Genomic DNA, 20,009 nt, shown 5'->3' on the forward strand with positions numbered 1-20,009 from the left:
AGGTCTGCACTGTAGGTCTGCCGCTGAAAACTTACCTTCCGATTACCTTCCGCTTTGTAAATCGCTGTTTATAAAGCAGATTTAACGCTTGGGCAAAACCCAGTCCGGGCGAATGTAATGGCAGGTGTAGCCGTTGGGAATGCGTTCCAGATAATCCTGATGCTCCGGTTCCGCCTCCCAGAACGGGCCGACGGGGGCCAGTTCGGTCGCCACTTTGCCCGGCCACAAGCCCGACGCGTTGACGTCGGCGATGGTGTCCTCGGCCGTCGCCTTCTGTTGCTCGTCGACGTAAAAGATAGCGGAACGATAACTGGTACCGATGTCGTTGCCCTGGCGGTTGCGGGTGGTCGGATCATGAATCTGGAAGAAGAATTCCAGAATCTTGCGGTAGCTCAGCACCGCCGGATCGAACACGATTTCAATCGCTTCGGCATGGCTGCCATGGTTGCGATAAGTTGCATTATCAACATCACCACCGCTGTAACCGACCCGGGTCGCTTGCACGCCGGGGATCTTGCGGATCAAATCCTGCATGCCCCAGAAACACCCACCGGCCAGGATGGCCTTTTCCGTCGTCGTCATATTCATTTCCTTTACACAATGTTCTGTACACAATTTGGTGACAGCTACAGATTTCTTCAAGCGAAACGCCAAAACCCAACTATAATTGACATTGAGCAAGCTTGCGCGCCCCCTACCTGCCGCACACCGCCTCCCCGGCCTGGACCCAGCCGAACGTCTTTCCCTTTTCGTTCACTATCATGGACCAGACCCAAACCAACCAACGTATTCTAGTCGTCGACGACAACAGCGAGGCGGCCGACATTTCCGCCGAGTTGCTGGATTTGCATGGCTATCAAACAGCCGTCGCCTACAGCGGCATGACCGGCCTGGACGCCGCACGCGAATTCCAGCCGCACGCCATTCTGCTCGACCTCGGCATGCCCGGCATGGACGGCTACCAGGTGGCCGCCGCGCTGCGCGCCGTACCCGATTTCGACCAGGTGGCGCTGATCGCCTTCACCGCCTGGGGCGACGTGGTCACCCGCCAGCGCGTGATTTCCACCGGTTTCGACGAGCATGTCATCAAGCCGGCCAACCTGGAACGCATCCTGACGGCGGTGCGCAACGCGCTGGCCAAGCGCAGCGAGGCGTGCGTCGCCAGCGCATCCTGATTGCTTTTGTGATACCGTCTCTGGTCATGGAGGTGACATCATGATCGAGAGACGTACCCGGCCGGATCGCGCCAAGGCGCTCACCGTCAACGCCGGCCTTGCTTTGCTGGAAAAGGATGGCCGCGCGGCGGCGGCCCTGTTCATGGAAGAAGCGGGCGTGCCGCTGCCGGTCATCGCCCGCGTGCTGAGCGAGCCGGACAAGCGCCGCGCCGCCGATTTGCGCTAGTCGCCAATCAACTGCACCGCGTCCACCACCTTGTAGTCGTGCTTGAGGTTGTTGGCCCAGGTCAGCTTGACGCCCTTGGCCTTGTACGCGGTCTTGTCGAAAGTGCGCACCAGCCAGGTGCGGTTGCCGCGCGCATCGCGCTTGTCGGCGTTGATACCATCCCACACCGTGTTCCACTTGCCGTCGGTATCCTGCAATTCGACTTTGGTAACGGCCTCCAGGCCCTGGCCGCTCGGGATCACCACCCGCACCTCGGTGGCGTTGACCGGTTTGGCGAAGCCCAGTTCCAGCCAGTCGAAGCCCTTGTCCGTTTCATTGTTAGTCCATTCGCGGCCATCGGCGGGGCCTGTGGCCAGATCCGGCATATTGGGCGAGCTCGGCTTCTTGTTGGAGAAATCGCCGCCGAACACCGAGCTGGCCTTGGCTTCCGTGGCCCACTGCGCGCGCGTATCGTTGATGTATTTGTCTTCCATGGTGGCGTAATCGAGCAGCGCCTTCTTCTTAGCCAGCTCCGCCTGTTCCGGGGTCGGCTCCACCGGGGTCGCGGCCGGCGCCGACGCTGGCGCTGGCACGGTGGCGGGTGGCGGCGTGGTCGCAGCCGCGCCGGCGACGTCCTCGGTCTTCTCCTTCTTGTGGCAAGCAACAAGCAGCGCAGCCAGCAGCATGGCTGCGGCAGTGGCGTGACGGTTCATAGGCAGATCCCATTATGATGTAAAAATGATAATTTACCTCATCCACCAATAAGGCCGCGCACGCATCAATGAGACAAATGTTGCTCGACCTCCCGCACCAGACTGCGCACGTAACGATAGCGATTCATCAAATGAGGCTGATCCAAAGGCCACAACACGTCAGCGGGCCAAGGCAAGTGCAGCAACTGAATATGATTGCGAATGATGGCACGCAGTCGCTTGAATCGCTCATCATCACATTGATCGCGCCAATCGCACTCCCATACGTGCGGGGCATCGTGAACGAATTCAGGATCCGTCGCGAGGCTGCGCACCAATGCACTGCGCATTGCAAGCTTCCTGTAAAGATCGTAACAAGTCCAAACCACGCCCAAGGCACCTACGATCAGACTCATCATCATTAGCACACTAAGTATCTGCATGAGCGCCTCCTTTGGAATCCTTCAGAAACTCAAAAAACTCTTCCTCATTACGCACGTGGCGAAAGAATCGCTCAATGATATGCGCCACTAAAAAGAAGGCAATAGCCGCACCGGAAAGACGACATGCCGCGACGACAACGAAATCGCCATCGTGTACAGAGCAGCTGTTAAAGCAGCGGACTTGGAGGCCACGTCGCCTGCAAACCACCATTCCAGCAACAGCGGCAGTAATGGAAGCAGCATGTGCAATGTGATGCAGGCGAAAAAGTTCTGCCAACAACGGAACCTGCTAAGTTCCTTTACGCTCATGTCTGCACCTCGGTAGACGGAAGAGATACTTCAGCCTACCGAGATTCATCGGACGCTTACATGATCCTGCTCAGGCGGTGGAGAGTTCGGTGAGGGCCTGGACCAGTTGGTCGAGGTCGCTGGTGCGGGTGAACAGGCCGGGGGTGACGCGGATGCAGGCGCCGCCGACCGGACCTTTGCGGGCCACGGTGAAGATGCGGTACTGCTCCATCAGCCGCTGCACCAGCGCTTTGTTGGCGTCGAAGCTGGTGTGGCCGCGCAAACGGAACGAGGTCACCGCGCCATAACTGCCCGCTTCGTCCGGCGTCAGGATCTGGATGTTATCGCGCCCGCGCACACGCTGCACCCAATAGTCGCGCAACTCGCGCAGCCGCCGACCACGATTGGCAAGCCCGATGTCATCGTGCAGCTTGAGCGCCGCCGGTATCGTCATCAAGGCCGCCGCATTCACCGTCCCCGAATGCACGCGCGAGCGGATATCGTCCGCCGCGTAATCCTCGTCGCCGCGCTCGATACCGATATCCGCCAGCCGCTCCTTGCGGATATGCAGAAAGCCCGTACCTAAAGGCGCGCCGACCCACTTGTGCAAATTGGCGCCGACAAAATCCGCGCCCAGATCCGGCAACTTGTAATCCAGCTGCCCCCACGACTGCGCCACATCCACAATCACATCCACCCCGCGTGCCTTGGCCAGCTTGACGATCTCCACCACCGGCAGCACAAAGCCGGTGCGATGGTTGACGTGCGTGAGCAGCAGCAAGCGAGTACGCGGATGCGCGCGCAGCGCCTTCTCATACACATCGATCGCCAGCTGACGGTTGACCGGCTCCGGGATCTGCACCAGCGCCACCTTCACATCGTGACGCCGCGCCAGATCGTTCATCGCATACTGCATAGCGTCGTAATCCAGATTGGCGTACATGATGGTGTCGCCCTTGCGCAGCAGGCGGTAATTGCAGATCAGGTTCTGCAGCGACTCGGTGGCGCCGCGCGTGATCGCCAGCTCGTCGGCCGGCACGCCGGTATGCGCCGCCAGCAGCGCACGCAAGCGCTCCATGCCGGCGCCGTCGAACTCGCGGCGCAGATGCAGCGAACTATAACGGTTCAGATAATCGATATTGCGCTTGAAGTCCTCCACCACCGGCCGCGCCATGATGCCGTAGTAGGCATTCTCCAGATTGACGAAATCGCCGGCGATGTCATACAGCTGCGCATAGCGCTCGCCCTCGTCCACCGAAGCCGCCGCCACCACACCCGGCGCCGACAGCGCCGTCACACCCGCCACCGCGCCCATCAACCTGCGCCGCCCCGCTTGAAACTCACGCATAGACACTCCTCCCGCTAATTTAGCGCCGATAAAACTGCCTGACCATCTCCATGAAATTCTTCACCGTCACCGACTTCTCGCGCGGCCGCGTAATCAGTGCAATTGCCGTGCCCAGATCCTTGTTGCTGATGTTCTGGTAGGTTACGCCCTCGGCGCGGAACTGGCCGATCGACTCCGGCACGATGGCCACACCAAACCCCGCCGCCGCCATGTTCACGCCGGACGATATCTGCGGCGACTCCATGCCAATGGTGGGCGAAAAGCCAGCCGCGCGGCAGGCGCTGATAATCGCGTCATACAGCTCCGGCCCGATAGCGCGCGGATACAGAATAAACGGATCGCCGGCCAGCTGTTTCAGATCGATGCTGCGGCGCCGGCCCAGCGCGTGGCCGCTCGGCAGCACTGCGATCATCTTCTCCTGCACTAGCGGCGTGACGATGGCGTCGCCGCAGTCCAGCGGCAAACGGATCATGGCGCAATCGACCTGGCCGTCGGCCAGCTTGCCGACCAGCGCGGCGGCGTTGCTTTCCTCGGTGCGGATCTTCACGCCCGGATAATCCTCGCGGAACTGGCGCAGCACGCGCGCCACGGTCGGATGAAACACGGTGGAACCGGCAAAGCCGATCGACAGATTGCCGCTGGCGCCGCGCGCCGCCATCTTGACCTGCTCCAGCGCGTCGTTGGCGTCGTCCAGCACGCGCTGCGCGTGCTCGCGGAAGATGACGCCGGCCTCGGTCAGCTCGACCCGGCGCGGATGGCGCAGAAACAGCTTGGCGCCGATCTCGCGCTCCAGCTTCATGATCTGCTGGCTCAATGGCGGCTGCGCGATCCCCATCCGCTCGGCCGCAATGGTGAAGTGCAAATGCTCTGCCACGGCCAGAAAATAGCGCAATTGGCGAAATTCCATCGGTATCCTTCCCCTCTGATTGATATCTTTTTCGTCTTGAAGAGACTATCACGAAATATTGGATTCATGGGCGGCTAACTTTTAAGCTGTACTCATGCTCAAATCCATGCTTTCCACCGCTGCCAACAAAGCCGACCTGTTTGACGGGATGCGCGCCGCTTCGGCCTCCGCCCTGATGCTGCTGGTGGGCTGCGTGCTGCAGGCACCCGATTTCTCGTGGGCCGCCATCGGCGCCTTCTGGACCTCGCTGGCCACCGCGCGCGACACGCCGCGCAGCCGGCTGGCGTCCATGCTGTCGTTTTCCGTGCTGTCGACGCTGGCCGGTGGCATCAGCACCTGGGCCGCCAGCCTGGGCACCGCCAGCGGCGCGCTGGCGGTGCTGTGCTTCGTCACGCTGGCCGGCCTTACCCGCATCTGGGGCAGCAAACCATATCAGGTGGCGATCCTTGCCGCCACCGCCTGCGTGGTGATGGTGGACCATCCGCTGAGCGCCAACGGCGGCAGCAGCGTTTATCTGTTCCTGTATCTGGTGGGCTGCCTGTTCGCCACCGCGCTGAGCATGGCCGTGTGGCGCTTGCGTCCAGCGGCACCGGTGCGCCACGCCACCAGCTTGCGCCAGGCCGCTGGCGACACGCTGCGCCAGTCGCTGCACACGCTGCGCGAGCACGCTTCCCTGTCCAGCGACGGCGTGCACTTCGCGCTGCGGCTCGGCATCGCCACCACCACCGCCTATCTGCTGGTGCATATGCTGCAACTGCCTTACGGTTACTGGGCCACCATGGCGGTGCTGCTGATTCTGCAGCCGTCGATGTCCAGCACCTGGCCACGCAGCATCGAGCGCGCCGTCGGCACCGCGATCGGTACCTTGATCGCGGTGGTGGTGAGCGGTCTGGCGCAAACGCCGCTGGCGATCGCACTGGCCGTGTTCCCGCTGATCGCACTGACCATGGCACTGCGCCCGGTGGGCTACAGCGTGTTCGTCGCCTTCCTGACGCCGTCGTTCGTGCTGGTGACCGACTTCGCCATGCCCGCCATCGACTACAGCTATGTGTGGGCGCGGCTGGAAAACAACCTGCTCGGCAGCGCCATCGCCATCGCCGCCACCCTGACCTTGTGGCCACTGACGGACAAACTACGCAAATAAACTGGTTGGCATAGAATGGGGGCTCCATCGTATTCCATGGCCCTACATGAATTTCGATTGCCAGTCCTGTGGTGCCTGTTGCGCGGTGTTCCGCGTCAGCTTTTATTGGAGCGAGACCACATTGCATCCCGCCGGCACCGTGCCGCAGGAACTGGTCACGCCGATTTCGCCTCACCACGTGGCGATGAAAGGCACGCTGCAAACGCCGGTGCGTTGCGTGGCGCTGTGCGGCGAGGTCGGTGACGCGGTCAGCTGCGCCATCTATCCTTCCCGCTCCTCCACCTGCCGTGAAGTCCAGGCCGGCGACGAACGTTGCCTGCGGGCGCGCGAATTGGCGGGTTTGCAGCTGCCAGCGTAGTTGCCGCGCCACACCGCCATAGCTTTCCTGCTGGCAATCTATTTATAATCAGTTCACAATTCCTTTTTCCTAAGTGAACTGAGAGACATGGATATCTCCCCAGGCGTCAACCGTCGTACCTTCCTCAAAGTTCTGGCCAGCGGGGCGACGGTCAGCCTGTCGGTCACCAGCCTCAGTGCGATCGCGGCCAACTCCTCGCGGCCGCGCCTGACCGACATGCCGGATTGGGCGCCGGAGCCGGGCAAGGCGCGCTGGCGCATCGACGGCATGCCCAAGGTGCTGGGCCAAAAACTCTACGCCCGCGACTTCAAGGCACGCGACTTCAAGGACTGGCCGCAGGACGGCGAATACTTCCTGTACGCGGTGCGCTGCGACCGTTACGACCAGGTGGTCAACGGCTATGACCTCAGCATGCTGCCGGCCGAACTGCAGCCGGTGGCGCGGGTCGACGCCGCCGCGCTGGCGGCGCATGGCATGACCATCGCCACCAATATGAGCAATCCTTTCCTCACCACGCTCGGCAAGCCGGCCGATTTCTTCGGCCAGCCGGTGGTGATGCTGATCTTCCCCAGCTTTGAGGTCTACCGCCGCGCGGTCAAGATCCTGCAATTCAATCCGGACGTGATCCAGTACGGCGCGCCGACCACGCCGAAACAGTCGGTGTACACGCCCAGTTTCAACTACGTGCGCGACGATGCGCAGCAGTTCAACTACGTCTACAGCGCCGATTACAATGCGCGCCAGGAGGCGGTGGCCAGCCAGATCACGGCGCAGCTGCCCACTTGGCCGACCTTCTCGCGCGACTTCTACACCCAGACCATCGATCCGGTCTTCATGGAGCCGGAGGCCGGCCTGGCGTGGTACGAGGCCGGCGCCAAGCAATTGAATCTGGTGCTGGGCACGCAGTCGCCAATGGGCGATGCACTCGACGCCGCCGGCATCTTTGCCCACAGCGACTTCAAGGTGTGCGACATCGACATCGTGTCGTGCTATCCCGGCGGCGGCTTCGGCGGGCGCGATCAATCCTACTTCACGATGTACCTGTGCATGGCCGCGCCGTTCTCCGCCAAGCCGCTGCGCTGGGCGCAAAGCCGCTTCGAACAATTCCAGGTCGGCCTCAAACGCTGCGAGACGCAATTCAACGAAACGCTGGCGGTGGACAAGGACGGCATGATCCAGGCCATTTCCTGCAGCTTCACCATGAATGGCGGCGATCAGAAAAACCTCAGCCCCTTCGTGGCGCAGCTGGCGGCGCTGAGCTCCATGAGCTGCTATAACATCCCGCGCGCCATCGCCAAGGCCAGTGCGATCCAGACCCCGCAACTGCTGGGCGGCTCGCAGCGCGGCTTCGGCGGGCCGCAAGCCTTCATGGCGATCGAAACGCTGCTGGACGAAGCTGCGCAGACGCTGAAGATCGATCCCTTCATGCTGCGCCGCAAGAACCTGCTGGGCAAAGGTCGCGGCGCCACGGTGACCGGCGCACCGATTCTGCAGGATCTGCAGCTGGAACAGATCCTGACGCGGCTGGAGCAGCATCCGCTGTGGCAGCAACGCTTGGAAGTGCAGCAGGCGCGCCAGCGCGACGGCATGCTGTATGGCGTGGGCTTCGCCATGTCCAACGAAGCCTATGGCACTTCGGGCGACGGCATGTTCGGTGCGGTGGAGATTGAGGAGAATGGCCACATCACCGTCTACACGCCGTATGTCGACATGGGCAATGGGGCCGCCACCGCATTAGGACTGGCGCCGGCCTCGTTCCTGGGTCGTAACGCCAACAGCATCAACATGGGCGAGACCAATCTGTTCGACGGCCTGAAACTCACCACCTCGCCCAAGACGCCAACGCCGTCGAACTATGTGCTGAAGAGCGCCGGTTCATCCAGCGCCTGCCTGGGCGCGTTCTATCAGTACCACGTGGTCGAACAGGCTGGTTTGGCGCTGGTGCTGCAAAGCCTGCTGCCTGCGGCGCGCGCGCTTTGGGGCAAGGATGCGCCGGCCGCCGCGCTTCGTTGGAAAGGCAACCGCCTGCACGCGGATGGTTTGCCGACACTGCCCTGGACCGCCATCATCAAGCAGGCCAGGCGCATGAAGCTGCCGATGGTGGCGGTGGTGCACGCCAGCTATGTCGGCGCTTTCGCCACCGCCGAATATGCGTTCCGCAGCGGTGCCGCCACGCTACCGCTGGATTACATCGCCATGGGCACCACGGTCGATACGCTGGAGACCATCGCGCGCAGCCAGTTGAATAATCCACCGGCGATCAACTCGCGCTTCGGCCGCACCACTTATGCGCCTTGCGGCTCGTTGGTGGCCACCAGCGTCAATCCGAAAACCGGCGAAGTGAAAGTGGAGTCGGTGGTGTCGGTGCTGTGCGCCGGCGTGCTGCATTGTCCGCAGATGGTGTCCGGCCAATCGCAGGGCGCGATCGCGATGGCGCTTGGGAACGTGCTGCTGGAGCACTGTCCTAACGACGCCACCGGTCCGGGCAACGGCACCTGGAACCTCGACAAATACAATATCGCGCGCTCGACCGACATTCCGCAGCAGGAGCTGGTGATACTGCCGCCGGCGCCGGGCGAGACCACCGCGCGCGGCATCGCTGAAGCGGTCATGTGTCCGATCGGACCATCCATTCTTAACGCGTTGTCTATGGCCACTCACGGCCAACGCTACACCGCTACCCCCGTCACCCCGCAACGTATTCTGGAGTCGTTGAAATGAGCGAGACCATCCACTTCCATGTCAACGACCGTCCGGTCAAGGCCGATGCGGCCGATGGCGACATGCCGCTGATCGATTATCTGCACGAACGGCACAACCTCACCGGCACCAAATTCAGCTGCGGTATCGGCGTGTGCCGCGCCTGCACCGTCACCACCCGCAACGAAAAAAACGCGCTGCTGGAAAAGACGCTGGCCTGTTCGACGCCGGTCAGCGCCTGCAAGGATATGCGCGTCTACACCGTCGAAAGCCTGGGCAGCGAAGAAGCGCTGGCGCCGTTGCAGCAAGCCTTCCTGGAGAACTTCTCCTTCCAGTGCGGCTACTGCGCGCCCGGCTTCCTGATGGCGGCGACGGCGATGCTGGCGCATCTGAAAAATTCGCCCACCCAGCAATCGCAGCTCGATGGCGTGATGGAGGAATGGGTAGGTGGGAATCTGTGCCGCTGCACCGGCTACGTGCGCTACATGGAAGCGATCCGCCAGGTCGCCCTGCCCTACTGCGAGGACTACGCATGAAGCTCATCGCCTGGATTTCCGCGCTGTTGTTGGTGGCTGGCGCCGCGCAAGCGGCGGCGCCGAAAGTACCCAAAGTGCCGACACAGAGCCTGCACGAATATGCCGACCAATGCACCGACATGATCGGCCAGATACCAGCCTTTGACTGCACCGACGGCACCGTGGTGCCGATCACCGTCAACGGCAAGGAGCCGGCCTATTCCGAATACAAGCCGGGCATGACCTGCGACCGGCCGGCGCTGCTGCGGTATGGCGCACAGAGTTTTGGCCAGTGCACGCCATATTCCCGCATCCTCAACTTCTCGCGCGACAAAGTGCAGATCTCCGCCTTCTGCCGCCGCGAACAGCTGCGCGATCCGAAAAGCCCGTACTTCGACGAAGTGGATATCGTCGCCCACAACGCCGCCACCGGCAAAACCTGCTGGTTCCACGCCGAAGGCAAAACGGGCCAGAAGACCGGCTTCAACGCCTCGCGCGTGCCGCCGCCGAATGAAAGGACGCCGCCGCCCAAGCGCGTGTCGGCCAAAGAATTCTGGTGGACGCCGGGACGCACGGCGCAGAAGAGCTGCGGCGCCTGCCACGATGCGGATCCGTTCATGTACAGCCCGTGGCTGGGCCAAGTGTGGCACAAGGTGCCGACCGATCCGCTCGGCCCGTACAGCAACGTCGGCAAGGACTTCGCCAAGTGGCATTCGAACAGCATCAGCACGCGGGATAACACCTGCGTCGGCTGCCACCGCATCGGCGACCAGGCCAGTTGCTCGCAGTTCGTGCCGATGGCGACCGGACAGACCGCGCCCAAGGATGGCAACGCGCTGGCGCGCAGCTATCCGCTGAGCCACTGGATGCCGGTGAATAACGCGCAAACGCAGGCGTTCTGGAACAAGGCCAACCAGGAATCGCTACAAAAAATCATGACCTGCTGCGACGATCCCAAGAACCCGATCTGCACCATCAAACCCATCGTCAAATCCAGCAAATAGGTGGTGCACACTCCAACATCGTCAGTGCATGCTCCCACGCGTACGGCTAGCGATGGCGGATATGACGACTCTCCCAGCCCCAACGACGTCCGCCATAAGCAACTGCTGCAAAAGCTGATACGCAACGTCATGCACCACGTGGCCGACGAAGAGACAGCACTGGACAGCCAGGCACATCAGCTTCGCCGGTTCGATTACTAATCCCTAAAAATCATCCTCATCCGTTGAACCCTCACGAATTGGAGATTGTTCGACAAATAATGCCCTCTGATATTGCTGCTCCAAATCAATCACAGCAGAGTCGCAGCTCTGAAAATCTACTGTTCCCGGAAGCTTAGCGAGTCGAGAGACGTATCTTTTAATAAAGGAGAGCTGTTTCTCGATATAATCTTTATCCTTATTACGAAACAGACCTTCCTCAGGGTTATCACTGATTGCAGCCTTTATTGCAATAAGCAACCCATCGCAGAAATGAGACAATTTCACTAAAAATACGCCTGCCTGCTTTCGGAAGCCTGTATCACCAATTCTATTGCCAAACTGCTTTTCAAGAAGATGCGAAAGTTTGCAATATTTTACTAATAGTTTTGTATTTTCCTGCGTATACTCACATCCCAAAGGAATAAGCTTGTTCGGTGTTATTCCATAATTGCTTGTTGATGACTGAGATGAAACTTCATCAACTAAATTATTTTTTACTGGACGAACTTTTTCGGCTTTCCTTTTTTCAATTTCTTCTGTAGTAGGCTTACTCTTTGACCGCATGTTCAAGTTCGGATTTTTTACAAATCGGTGACTTTTCTTATAGCTATCAGCGCTACCAACTTCACATTTTTGCTGTGCTAAATCTAGGCTAAATCCAATTTTGCAATACGTGCATATCTTGGCAGGCGGTAAATATTCAGCATCATAGGTAATTAAATTCTGCAATGGAATCACTGTAGCATCCTCACCTTTAAGTGGGTCGCTACCATACTCATCTACCCATTCTTCCCGGGACTTCTTTTCTGATACCACCCCAAGTCGAGAATAGAACATTTCGCCGGTATCTTTAATAAAATACCACTGAACATCATTTTCCATCTTATCCCAAATGAGAAAAGGACCATCATTATCGATCCATTTCGCCTGCACCACAGATTTCTTAGTAGAATCCTTTCGCGATAGCTGAGTTAACCCTATACTGTTGTTTCGTTCACTGGCAATATCTTGAAGATGTGTCATTTTCCTAGCAAGAGGACTGTCATGCATCACTTCTTTCAATTTTCTCTGGGCGAGCATTGCCAGCCGGTTATCGGGGAATCGTACCCCGACCTGCTTTTTTTCCAACTCATTTGTAGCCGCCCTTGTAACCCGCTCACCAACAGGTCTGCTTCTATCTGCATGTTTCATTCACTCGCCCCTGGTTCACGCCCTAAATCGAGTCACATTATTCCCTCCCTGAGTGTTTGTGTAGTGTCACTGACGTTACGTAAATTAGTGTTACCTAGCCTTCTGTTATGCAATCATCGCGTCGCGCTGTCCGGCGATACCAAATTGAGTCCAAAACGCGTTTTACAAATAGATCAGGCTCCCGCTACTGCCATTCTTTGAGGGCTTGGATAGGTGTCTTTGAGCCTATTGCGCACTGCGGTATGTGATGGTTGTATAACTTAAGGTAGTGGTGGAGCGTCTTCTCCAAGCCAGCCTGGCTACTGAAGCGGATTTGCTGAAGGAGCTCGATGATATGGCCATTGAAGCGCTCGACCATGCCGCCATTGTCGGTCAGGATCTCGCTGATTTTAATGGGCGAAGCCTCTTCGAGGCGGCCCAGGAAATCGATGCTGCTGATATCGCTCATGTCCTGATAGATGTCCAGGAAGACCCAGCGCGTGGCGCGATCTATGGCCACGAATAAATAGCCACGAGAAGTCTCATCGGGCATCTGCAGCAGGTACTTGATGTCGATGTGCACAAAGCCTGGCTGGTAGTCCTTGAAGGTCTTTTGGGCCTAGATCTTCTCGCCCTCCGCAACGGGATGACGTCTGCCAGACCGGCCATCCCTTCGCGCTTGAGCAAGCGGGCCAAGCCTGAGCGTGAGACGTCTGCATTGATGTATTGCCGCGTGATGTAAAGTAGATCGTCAAACGGCAAATACAGCGTTTAGCGCAGCGATAGCACAATGACTTCCTGGTCGGCGCTCAAGGTTGTATGCAAGGTGTTGGCGCGATGGGAACGGTCTTGGACGTCGTCGCGCTTGAGCCACTTCGCCGTAGTGGCGGGCGTGATGTTGAATACCTTGACCGCTTTGCGGTCGGACAGTCCGGTATCTTTAATTTCCTAGCGTATCTTCGGGGTGGCGCGGGCTTACGGATGGATGCGCGTACTCATGCTCCCGATAATTCCCGGACGATTTTGCGGTGGCTTGACGATCGTGGCACCACGTCCGCGATCAACTCGTCCAGCATAGCCTCAGCGCCAAACAAAGGCCCGCTGCGACGAGGAATATGATCGCACGGAACTAAACACTTAGCCCGCCGCCTTGGCGCGGGCGGCGTGGAGTTTGCGGTAGCTGTCGAGCAGGCGGGCGTGGCGGTCCAGGCCTTCCAGCTTGGTGCTGGTCGGGGTCAGGCCGTGGAAGCGGACGCTGCCGTCGACAGAACCCAGCACCGCATCCATGCGCGGATTGCCGAACATGCGGCGGAAGTTGACTTCGTAGTCCTCCAGCTCCATCTCGTCATCCAGCACCACTTCCAGCACCGCGTTCATCGCCTGGTAGAACAGCGTGCGATCCAGCGTGTTGTCGTTGTACTGCAGGAAGGCGCCCACCAGTTCGTGCGCGTCTTCAAACTGCTCCAGCGCCAGGTTGATCAGCAGTTTCAGCTCCAGCACGGTCAGCTGGCCCCACTCGGTGTTCTCGTCGAATTCGATGCCGATCAGCGAGGCGATGTCGCCGTACTCGTCCAGCTCGTTGTTCTCCAGACGGTCGAGCAAGGCTTCCAGCGCGTCGTCGTCGAGGCGGTGCAGGTTCAGGATGTCTTCGCGGAACAGCAGCGATTTGTTGGTGTTGTCCCAGACCAGGTCTTCCACCGGATACACTTCCGAATAGCCCGGCACCAGAATGCGGCAGGCGACCGCACCCAGCTGGTCGTACACGGCGGTGTAGGCTTCCTTGCCCATCTCTTCCAGAATGCCGAACAGCGTTGCGGCTTCGTCGGCGTTGGAGTCGGCGCCCTGGCCCGAGAAGTCCCATTCGACAAAGTCGTAATCGGCCTTGGCGCTGAAGAAGCGCCACGACACCACGCCGCTGGAATCGATGAAGTGCTCGACAAAGTTATACGGCTCGGTCACGGCTTCGCTGGCGAAGGTCGGACGCGGCAGATCGTTCAAGCCTTCAAAGCTGCGGCCCTGCATCAGCTCGGTCAGGCTGCGTTCCAGCGCCACCTCCAGGCTCGGATGCGCACCAAACGAGGCGAACACGCCGCCGGTGCGCGGGTTCATCAAGGTCACGCACATCACCGGATAGACGCCGCCCAGCGACGCATCTTTCACCAGCACCGGGAAGCCCTGCTCTTCCAGTCCTTTGATGCCGGCCACGATGCCGGGATACTTGGCCAGCACATCGGCAGGCACATCTGGCAGAGCGATTTCACCTTCGAGGATTTCGCGTTTGACGGCGCGCTCGAAAATCTCCGACAGACATTGCACCTGCGCTTCCACCAGCGTGTTACCGGCGCTCATGCCGTTGCTGGCGTACAGGTTCTCGATCAGGTTGGACGGGAAATACACCGTCGCGCCATCCGACTGTCGCGTGAACGGCAGCGAGCAAATGCCGCGCTCCACATTGCCGGAGTTGGTGTCGATCAGATGCGAACCGCGCAGCTCGCCATCCGGGTTGTAGATCTGCAGGCTGTACTCATCCAGTATCTCTTTCGGCAACGCGCCTTTCTTGCCCGGCTTGAACCAGCGCTCGTTCGGATAGTGGACAAACTCGGCATTGGCAATCTCTTCGCCCCAGTACGAACCGGCGTAGAAGTGGTTGTTGCTGATGCGCTCGATGTACTCGCCCAGCGCCGAGGCCAGCGCGCTTTCCTTGGTCGCGCCCTTGCCGTTGGTGAAGCACATCGGCGAATGCGCGTCGCGAATGTGCAGCGACCACACGTTGGGCACGATGTTGCGCCACGACGCGATTTCAATCTTGATGCCCAGGTTGGCCAGCACCGCCGTCATGTTGGCGATGGTCTGCTCCAGCGGCAGGTCTTTGCCGGGAATGTAGGTGCTGCTGTCGGCAGCCGCGCCCACGGTCAGCAGCGCTTGCGCGTCCTCGTCCAGATTCGCCACTTCCTCAATGATGAAGTCCGGGCCTTCCTGCACCACCTTCTTCACCGTGCAGCGGTCGATCGAACGCAGAATGCCCAGCCGGTCCTTCTCGGAGATATCTTCCGGCAGCTCAACCTGGATCTTGAAAATCTGCTTGTAGCGATTTTCCGGATCGACAATATTGTTCTGCGAGAGACGGATGTTCTCGGTCGGGATGTTGCGCGTATTGCAGTACAGCTTGACGAAGTACGCCGCGCACAAGGCCGACGAGGCCAGGAAGTAATCGAACGGACCTGGCGCCGAGCCATCGCCCTTGTAGCGGATAGGCTGGTCGGCTATGACCGTGAAGTCGTCGAACTTGGCTTCGAGACGCAGCTTATCGAGAAAGTTAACCTTAATTTCCATGGGAGTGACCGGCTTTACAAGTGCTTAAAAATCAAAGGGTTAGAAGTTTAACACACTCACCTCGCCACCGGCAGGCGCAACACCAGCCGGGTGCCGCCATGGTCGCCCGGCTCCACCGTCACCTCGGCGCCGATCGACGCCGCCCGCCGCCGCTGGTTACGCAAGCCCTTGCCCTCATTCTCCACACCGGCCGCCACCGAAAATCCCTTGCCGTTGTCGTCGATGATGACCACCACGGTCTCCCCTTCGACAGCGGTGGCAACGCGGATCTCGCTCGCCGCCGCATGCTTGACGATGTTGGTGAACGCCTCCTGCAAAATACGCAGGATGTGCAGCGAATTGCGCGGATCGATCCACTCCATCATCGGCACATCCGCCACCTCCCAGCGCAAACGGATGCCGGCACTTTCCAGTCTCGGCCCCAGCCGGTAACGCAGATTGGCCAGCAACAGCAGCAGGTCGGCCTCAATCGGCTCCATCGAATCGATGGTCAGCTTCAGATCGTCGATGCAGTGCTTGAGCACATCGGCCACCATGCCCGCATCGGCATTACCACGCTCCACCGCCAGCAAGGCCGTCACCAGCGATGAGCCCATGCCATCGTGCATATCCTGCGTCAGCCGCATGCGCTCCTCGTGCAGCTGCTGCATCAGCGCGATTTCGCGCAGGCGGCGATGCGTTATTTCCAGCTCATCCTCGCGCTGCTTCAGGCGGCGCTGCAGACTGGCGTTGGCGTCCACAAAGCGCTGGTAAATAATGTACATGAAAATCAGGAAGGCGCCGATATTGTTGAACGGCCCCAGATAAATGCTTTCGATGTCGACGTAATTGTTCTGCAGCAGCCAGTCGTACAGCGCCAGCAGCATGCCGGTGATGCCCCAGCCGCTCAGCATCAAGCCCTCGCGCGAGCCGGCCTTCCAGCACAGCACGACGCCGACGCCGGTCACCGTCACGCCCACGAACATCAGCGCCAGATACGCCAGTGGCGCCAGCGAATACGCATCGATCAGGAACGACAGCCACGGCAAGGTCAGGATGCCGATCAGCACTGTGTACGCCACCACCGTGTAGTTAAGCCAGCGCAGCGGGCGCCGGTGCAGATAATTCAGGAAGAACTGCGTCGCCAGCACCAGCGCGAAGGTGGCGTTGATGGTGATCCAGCTGAACCACTCGTCGCTGATCGGCAGCCGGGTTTCGCCGACGTGATAGTGCAAGGTGCGCAAGAACGACGCCACCGAAATCGCAAAGAACAGCAGATAGATCGACTCGCTGCGCAACCGCAGCCAGACGAAGAAGGAAAACAATCCCACCGCCAGGAAGGCCGAGCTACTGGCATACGGCAATTGCACCTGCACCAGATTACGGATGCGGTAGCGCCAGTTCAGGCTGTCGTCGGTGCCGACCCACAGCGTCGAGATGCCACCGCCGGAGCCGGCCGGGCGTTCGATGCGCAACAGGATGGTGCGCGGCGGCGTCGCGCCGGCGGTGGCGTCCAGCGCGATCCACAGCGGGATATTCCAGCCATTCCAGTTGATGCTCTGGTGCGACTGGTACAGCAGGCGGCGGTCGCCATACACGGCGATCTGGCCGTCGGTCTTCCAGCGTGGGATATAGAGATAGCGTGGTTCGCCAACCGCCGGCAAGACCGGCACCTGCATCCGGTACCAGGTCACCACCGTTGGCGGATTGGCCAGTTGCTCCGGATCGGTCAGCGGCGTCAGCTGGCGGATCAGCGCATGCGGCAATGTCACCGCTTGCCACTGGCCCTGCAGCTTGGTGTCGTCCGCCTCATACGGCGGCGGCGAATAGCGGTGGCCGGGGATGGTCAACAGCTCGGCCTTGGTGATGTGCACCGGCTGCTCCGCTTGCGCCGGCGCCAGCCAGCAGATGAAGCAGAGCAGCAGCAACCAGCGCATCACCTCACCCCACCGAGCAAGCCCTGGCTCCTGGCCTCGTAGATCGCCTCGGCCTTGGAATTGACCTGCAGCTTTTTATAGATACGGCGCACGAAGCTGTGCACCGTGTGGCGCGACACCTGAATCAGCTCCGCGATTTCCTCCGACGTGAAGCCCTTGGTGATCAGCTCCAGCACCTCCAGCTCGCGCGCCGACAGCAACGGCCGCGCCGTCTCCTGCCGCATCGGCTCCAGTGCTGGTGCCGGCGCCGGTTGCTGCTCGCGGAAACGCATCAACACCTGACGCGCGATCATCGGACTGATCGGGCTGCCGCCCTGATGCAGGCTGCGGATCTCGCCCACCATGCTGTGGGCCGGACTGTCCTTCAGCAGATAACCGGTGGCGCCGGCTTCCAGCGACTGCATCACATGCAGCTCATCGCCAAACACCGTGCACACCATGATGCCGCACTCCGGCCACTTGCGATGCGCGGCGCGGATGACATCGATGCCCGAGCCGTCGGGCAAGCCCAGATCGACCAGCAGCACATCCATGGTCAGCGTATTCAGCGCGCGCATGCCCTGCTCGCGCGTGCTGGCGACCGTCAGCAACTCCATGTCCGGCGCGGCCGCGATCATCTGCTTCAGCGTTTGCTGAAAATCGACATCATCCTCGACGAGGACAACACGAATGAGCGGATTGGCGGTGGATGTCTGCATTAGGAAAGATGGACGGTATGGCAAGACTCGGTAATTTGTCAGTGTACCATGACTATTTCCTTGCAAACATCAATCCACTTCCCCCGCACACTTGCGCCAGAATCAGCCGAAAGTGAACGCAAACGCTTCCGCACCCTTGTCGAGGAAACGCACCTCAAAGCGTCGCTGCATCACCTTGCCGCTCTGGCGCGCCAGCTGATACAGGCGGGTGGCATCGATCACGCCATTGCCATCGGCATCGGTATCCGCACCGTGATCGGCACCTGGCGCCTGACCGTCGATCGTGACCTTGATGCGGATCTTGCCACCAGCCTTGCCCGGCCCCGCCACCAGATGCAAATCGCGCGCGCTGAACTGGTAGGCCAGACCGGCGCCGGGCGCATCCACCACGCCACTTTCCGCCCCCACCGTCCACTGACCCGACAGGCCCCACTGATTCAGCGCCAGCTTGTCCACCGCATAGTTTTGTGAGCGATCCTCACGTACCCTGCTGGTCGAATGGAAATTGCTAGCCTGGCTGTAGCCGACATAGGTTTCGCCCGATTGCAGACTGGCCAGATCCGGCGCCTTCTGCTCATCGTTCGCGGTTGGATTGACCAGCGAGCTATCCACCGCAGCGCCACGCGCCTCCGCCAGCAGCGACTGAATCGCCCGCTCCGTCATCGCATAATCGCCCTCGCCAAACTGGTGATAGCGCACCTTGCCATTGGCATCGGTCAGGTAAATCGCAGGCCAATAGCGATTGCCCCAGTTCGACCAGATCCGCTGATTACTGTCGACCGCAACCGGATAGTCAATGTGAAATCGGCCCACTGCGGCATTGATGTTGACCAGATCCTCCTCAAACTTGAACTCCGGCGTATGCACACCCACCACCACCAATCCCTGATCGCGATACTTCGCCGCCCAGGCCCGGATATACGGCACCGTGCGGATGCAGTTGATGCACGAGTAGGTCCAGAAATCGACCAGCACCACCTTGCCGCGCAACTGCTGCGGCGACAGCGGCGCCGAGTTGAGCCAGGTAGTCGCACCGTCAAAACCGGGAGCCTTGCCTTCCACCGGCAGACTACTGCGGAACTGCGCAGCATCCGCAGCCATGGCGCCGGGACCGGCCGTAGTAAGTACGGCGGCCAGTACCGCGCCGGCGAGCATCGTAAAGCTGCGTTGTTTGCTGAAGGTATACATGGTTAAGCTCCCGTTTTATACAATACGATTAAAGCGTATGCGATTTATAAATACTGTTTAAATCAAAGCGCGGCGACGTCATCCGACACTTCCGCATGGGTTTTGCGGTAAGCGGCCAGTTCAGCTTTGACTTCCGCGCGGGTCTTGGCGGGGGCTGCATCGACCTTGAATTCAGAGTACTGTTCGCCGTCGCGAATCTCGCCGCGCTGCTGGGCCAGGTGCAGTTCTTCCTGGACTTGAGCGCGGGTCTTGGTCGAGACGAAACCGGTGTAACCCGAGTATTCCGCACTCTCCTGCGCCGACACGGCGGACGAAGCAAACACGGCAGCGGCGATGGACAGGGCGATGGTGAGGTTTTTCATGATGTGTTCCTTTCGATGGTTGGCTGGGCGTTGTTGCCCGATGAACGAATATTACAGCGCATCCGATTCAATCGCAAGAGATTTTTACATATTGTTTCGAGGTACTTGCGCAGACCTGGCCAATGTCATCCAATGTCTAAGGAAGATTCAGACCCGCACTCCCTCGCAGTCCTTCAAGTTAGCGAACATCAGTGCTTTCGACATTTAGATGGACTTGGGACAATTTTGTCCCCTCGCTGTTAAGTTGCACTGAAATCTGACCCACCTTTCCCACGAATTTGCAACGGAATCTGACCCACGTTAGTAGCACAATTCCCCCTGTCTTTTCGGCAGGAGATCGGAGTGATCGACGTGGCATTGCT

19 protein-coding genes and 1 pseudogene are annotated in these 20,009 nt (G+C 59.8%); 7 read left to right on the forward strand and 13 right to left on the reverse strand.

The window, feature by feature from the left end:
* Nucleotides 1-81: 81 nt before the first annotated feature.
* On the reverse strand, nucleotides 82-582 hold the full coding sequence (gene msrA, locus GJ699_RS32360; protein WP_154383547.1) for a peptide-methionine (S)-S-oxide reductase MsrA: 501 nt from the start codon (nucleotides 580-582) through the stop codon (nucleotides 82-84).
* Nucleotides 583-683: 101 nt separating this feature from the next.
* Here msrA and GJ699_RS32365 point away from each other — a divergent pair, with 101 nt between their 5' ends.
* A complete protein-coding gene (locus GJ699_RS32365; protein ID WP_229262406.1) occupies nucleotides 684-1,175 on the forward strand; it encodes a response regulator in 492 nt (163 codons plus the stop codon).
* A gap of 40 nt (nucleotides 1,176-1,215) precedes the next feature.
* Entirely contained in the window at nucleotides 1,216-1,401 is a 186-nt protein-coding gene (locus GJ699_RS32370; protein WP_154383548.1) for a hypothetical protein, read from the forward strand.
* Here the strand turns inward: GJ699_RS32370 and GJ699_RS32375 are convergent.
* The 5 genes from GJ699_RS32375 to GJ699_RS32395 all read right to left on the reverse strand — a co-directional run bounded on the left by GJ699_RS32375 (nucleotide 1,398) and on the right by GJ699_RS32395 (nucleotide 5,058).
* The gene (locus tag GJ699_RS32375) at nucleotides 1,398-2,093 is read right to left on the reverse strand and encodes a hypothetical protein (RefSeq protein ID WP_154383549.1); all 696 of its coding nucleotides are present in this window, start codon (nucleotides 2,091-2,093) and stop codon (nucleotides 1,398-1,400) included. The genes GJ699_RS32370 and GJ699_RS32375 overlap by 4 nt on opposite strands.
* Before the next feature lie 65 nt (nucleotides 2,094-2,158).
* The gene (locus GJ699_RS32380) at nucleotides 2,159-2,515 is read right to left on the reverse strand and encodes a hypothetical protein (RefSeq protein WP_154383550.1); all 357 of its coding nucleotides are present in this window, start codon (nucleotides 2,513-2,515) and stop codon (nucleotides 2,159-2,161) included.
* Nucleotides 2,502-2,795 (reverse strand): hypothetical protein, encoded by a 294-nt coding sequence (locus GJ699_RS32385; RefSeq protein WP_154383551.1) that lies wholly within the window; start codon nucleotides 2,793-2,795, stop codon nucleotides 2,502-2,504. Before GJ699_RS32385 ends, GJ699_RS32380 begins: the two co-directional genes overlap by 14 nt.
* Before the next feature lie 99 nt (nucleotides 2,796-2,894).
* Complete coding sequence (locus tag GJ699_RS32390) at nucleotides 2,895-4,151, reverse strand: aminotransferase class V-fold PLP-dependent enzyme (protein WP_154383552.1); 1,257 nt, start codon at nucleotides 4,149-4,151, stop codon at nucleotides 2,895-2,897.
* Nucleotides 4,152-4,170: 19 nt separating this feature from the next.
* A complete protein-coding gene (locus GJ699_RS32395; protein ID WP_154383553.1) occupies nucleotides 4,171-5,058 on the reverse strand; it encodes a LysR family transcriptional regulator in 888 nt (295 codons plus the stop codon).
* Between the two features lie 106 nt (nucleotides 5,059-5,164).
* On the opposite strand from GJ699_RS32395, the gene GJ699_RS32400 reads away from it, so the two are divergent.
* From GJ699_RS32400 to GJ699_RS32420, 5 genes are all read left to right on the forward strand, one after another.
* Entirely contained in the window at nucleotides 5,165-6,202 is a 1,038-nt protein-coding gene (locus tag GJ699_RS32400; protein ID WP_195763704.1) for an FUSC family protein, read from the forward strand.
* 46 nt (nucleotides 6,203-6,248) lie between these two features.
* Nucleotides 6,249-6,560, forward strand: coding sequence for a YkgJ family cysteine cluster protein (locus GJ699_RS32405; RefSeq protein WP_154383555.1), 312 nt, complete (start codon nucleotides 6,249-6,251; stop codon nucleotides 6,558-6,560).
* An 87-nt stretch (nucleotides 6,561-6,647) separates the two neighbouring features.
* Nucleotides 6,648-9,281, forward strand: a complete 2,634-nt coding sequence (locus GJ699_RS32410) for a xanthine dehydrogenase family protein molybdopterin-binding subunit (RefSeq protein ID WP_154383556.1) — start codon at nucleotides 6,648-6,650, stop codon at nucleotides 9,279-9,281.
* A complete protein-coding gene (locus GJ699_RS32415) occupies nucleotides 9,278-9,796 on the forward strand; it encodes a (2Fe-2S)-binding protein (RefSeq protein ID WP_154383557.1) in 519 nt (172 codons plus the stop codon). The genes GJ699_RS32410 and GJ699_RS32415 overlap by 4 nt, the downstream gene beginning before the upstream one ends.
* Complete coding sequence (locus GJ699_RS32420; protein WP_154383558.1) at nucleotides 9,793-10,779, forward strand: hypothetical protein; 987 nt, start codon at nucleotides 9,793-9,795, stop codon at nucleotides 10,777-10,779. Before GJ699_RS32415 ends, GJ699_RS32420 begins: the two co-directional genes overlap by 4 nt.
* Before the next feature lie 204 nt (nucleotides 10,780-10,983).
* Here GJ699_RS32420 and GJ699_RS32425 read toward each other — a convergent pair whose 3' ends face one another.
* The 7 genes and pseudogenes from GJ699_RS32425 to GJ699_RS32455 all read right to left on the reverse strand — a co-directional run bounded on the left by GJ699_RS32425 (nucleotide 10,984) and on the right by GJ699_RS32455 (nucleotide 19,647).
* A complete protein-coding gene (locus GJ699_RS32425) occupies nucleotides 10,984-12,171 on the reverse strand; it encodes a hypothetical protein (protein WP_154383559.1) in 1,188 nt (395 codons plus the stop codon).
* A 184-nt stretch (nucleotides 12,172-12,355) separates the two neighbouring features.
* Nucleotides 12,356-13,107: pseudogene (locus tag GJ699_RS32430) on the reverse strand (transposase family protein).
* Nucleotides 13,108-13,287: 180 nt separating this feature from the next.
* Nucleotides 13,288-15,483, reverse strand: coding sequence for an OsmC domain/YcaO domain-containing protein (locus GJ699_RS32435; RefSeq protein WP_154383560.1), 2,196 nt, complete (start codon nucleotides 15,481-15,483; stop codon nucleotides 13,288-13,290).
* Between the two features lie 56 nt (nucleotides 15,484-15,539).
* The gene (locus GJ699_RS32440) at nucleotides 15,540-17,399 is read right to left on the reverse strand and encodes a sensor histidine kinase (protein ID WP_154383561.1); all 1,860 of its coding nucleotides are present in this window, start codon (nucleotides 17,397-17,399) and stop codon (nucleotides 15,540-15,542) included.
* Nucleotides 17,399-18,097, reverse strand: a complete 699-nt coding sequence (locus GJ699_RS32445) for a response regulator (RefSeq protein WP_154383562.1) — start codon at nucleotides 18,095-18,097, stop codon at nucleotides 17,399-17,401. Before GJ699_RS32445 ends, GJ699_RS32440 begins: the two co-directional genes overlap by 1 nt.
* Before the next feature lie 102 nt (nucleotides 18,098-18,199).
* Nucleotides 18,200-19,285 (reverse strand): thioredoxin family protein, encoded by a 1,086-nt coding sequence (locus GJ699_RS32450; RefSeq protein ID WP_154383563.1) that lies wholly within the window; start codon nucleotides 19,283-19,285, stop codon nucleotides 18,200-18,202.
* Nucleotides 19,286-19,347: 62 nt separating this feature from the next.
* The gene (locus tag GJ699_RS32455) at nucleotides 19,348-19,647 is read right to left on the reverse strand and encodes a DUF4148 domain-containing protein (RefSeq protein ID WP_229262407.1); all 300 of its coding nucleotides are present in this window, start codon (nucleotides 19,645-19,647) and stop codon (nucleotides 19,348-19,350) included.
* Nucleotides 19,648-20,009: the final 362 nt, after the last annotated feature.

It is taken from the genome of Duganella guangzhouensis (assembly GCF_009674535.1).
GTDB lineage: Bacteria > Pseudomonadota > Gammaproteobacteria > Burkholderiales > Burkholderiaceae_D > Rugamonas > Rugamonas guangzhouensis.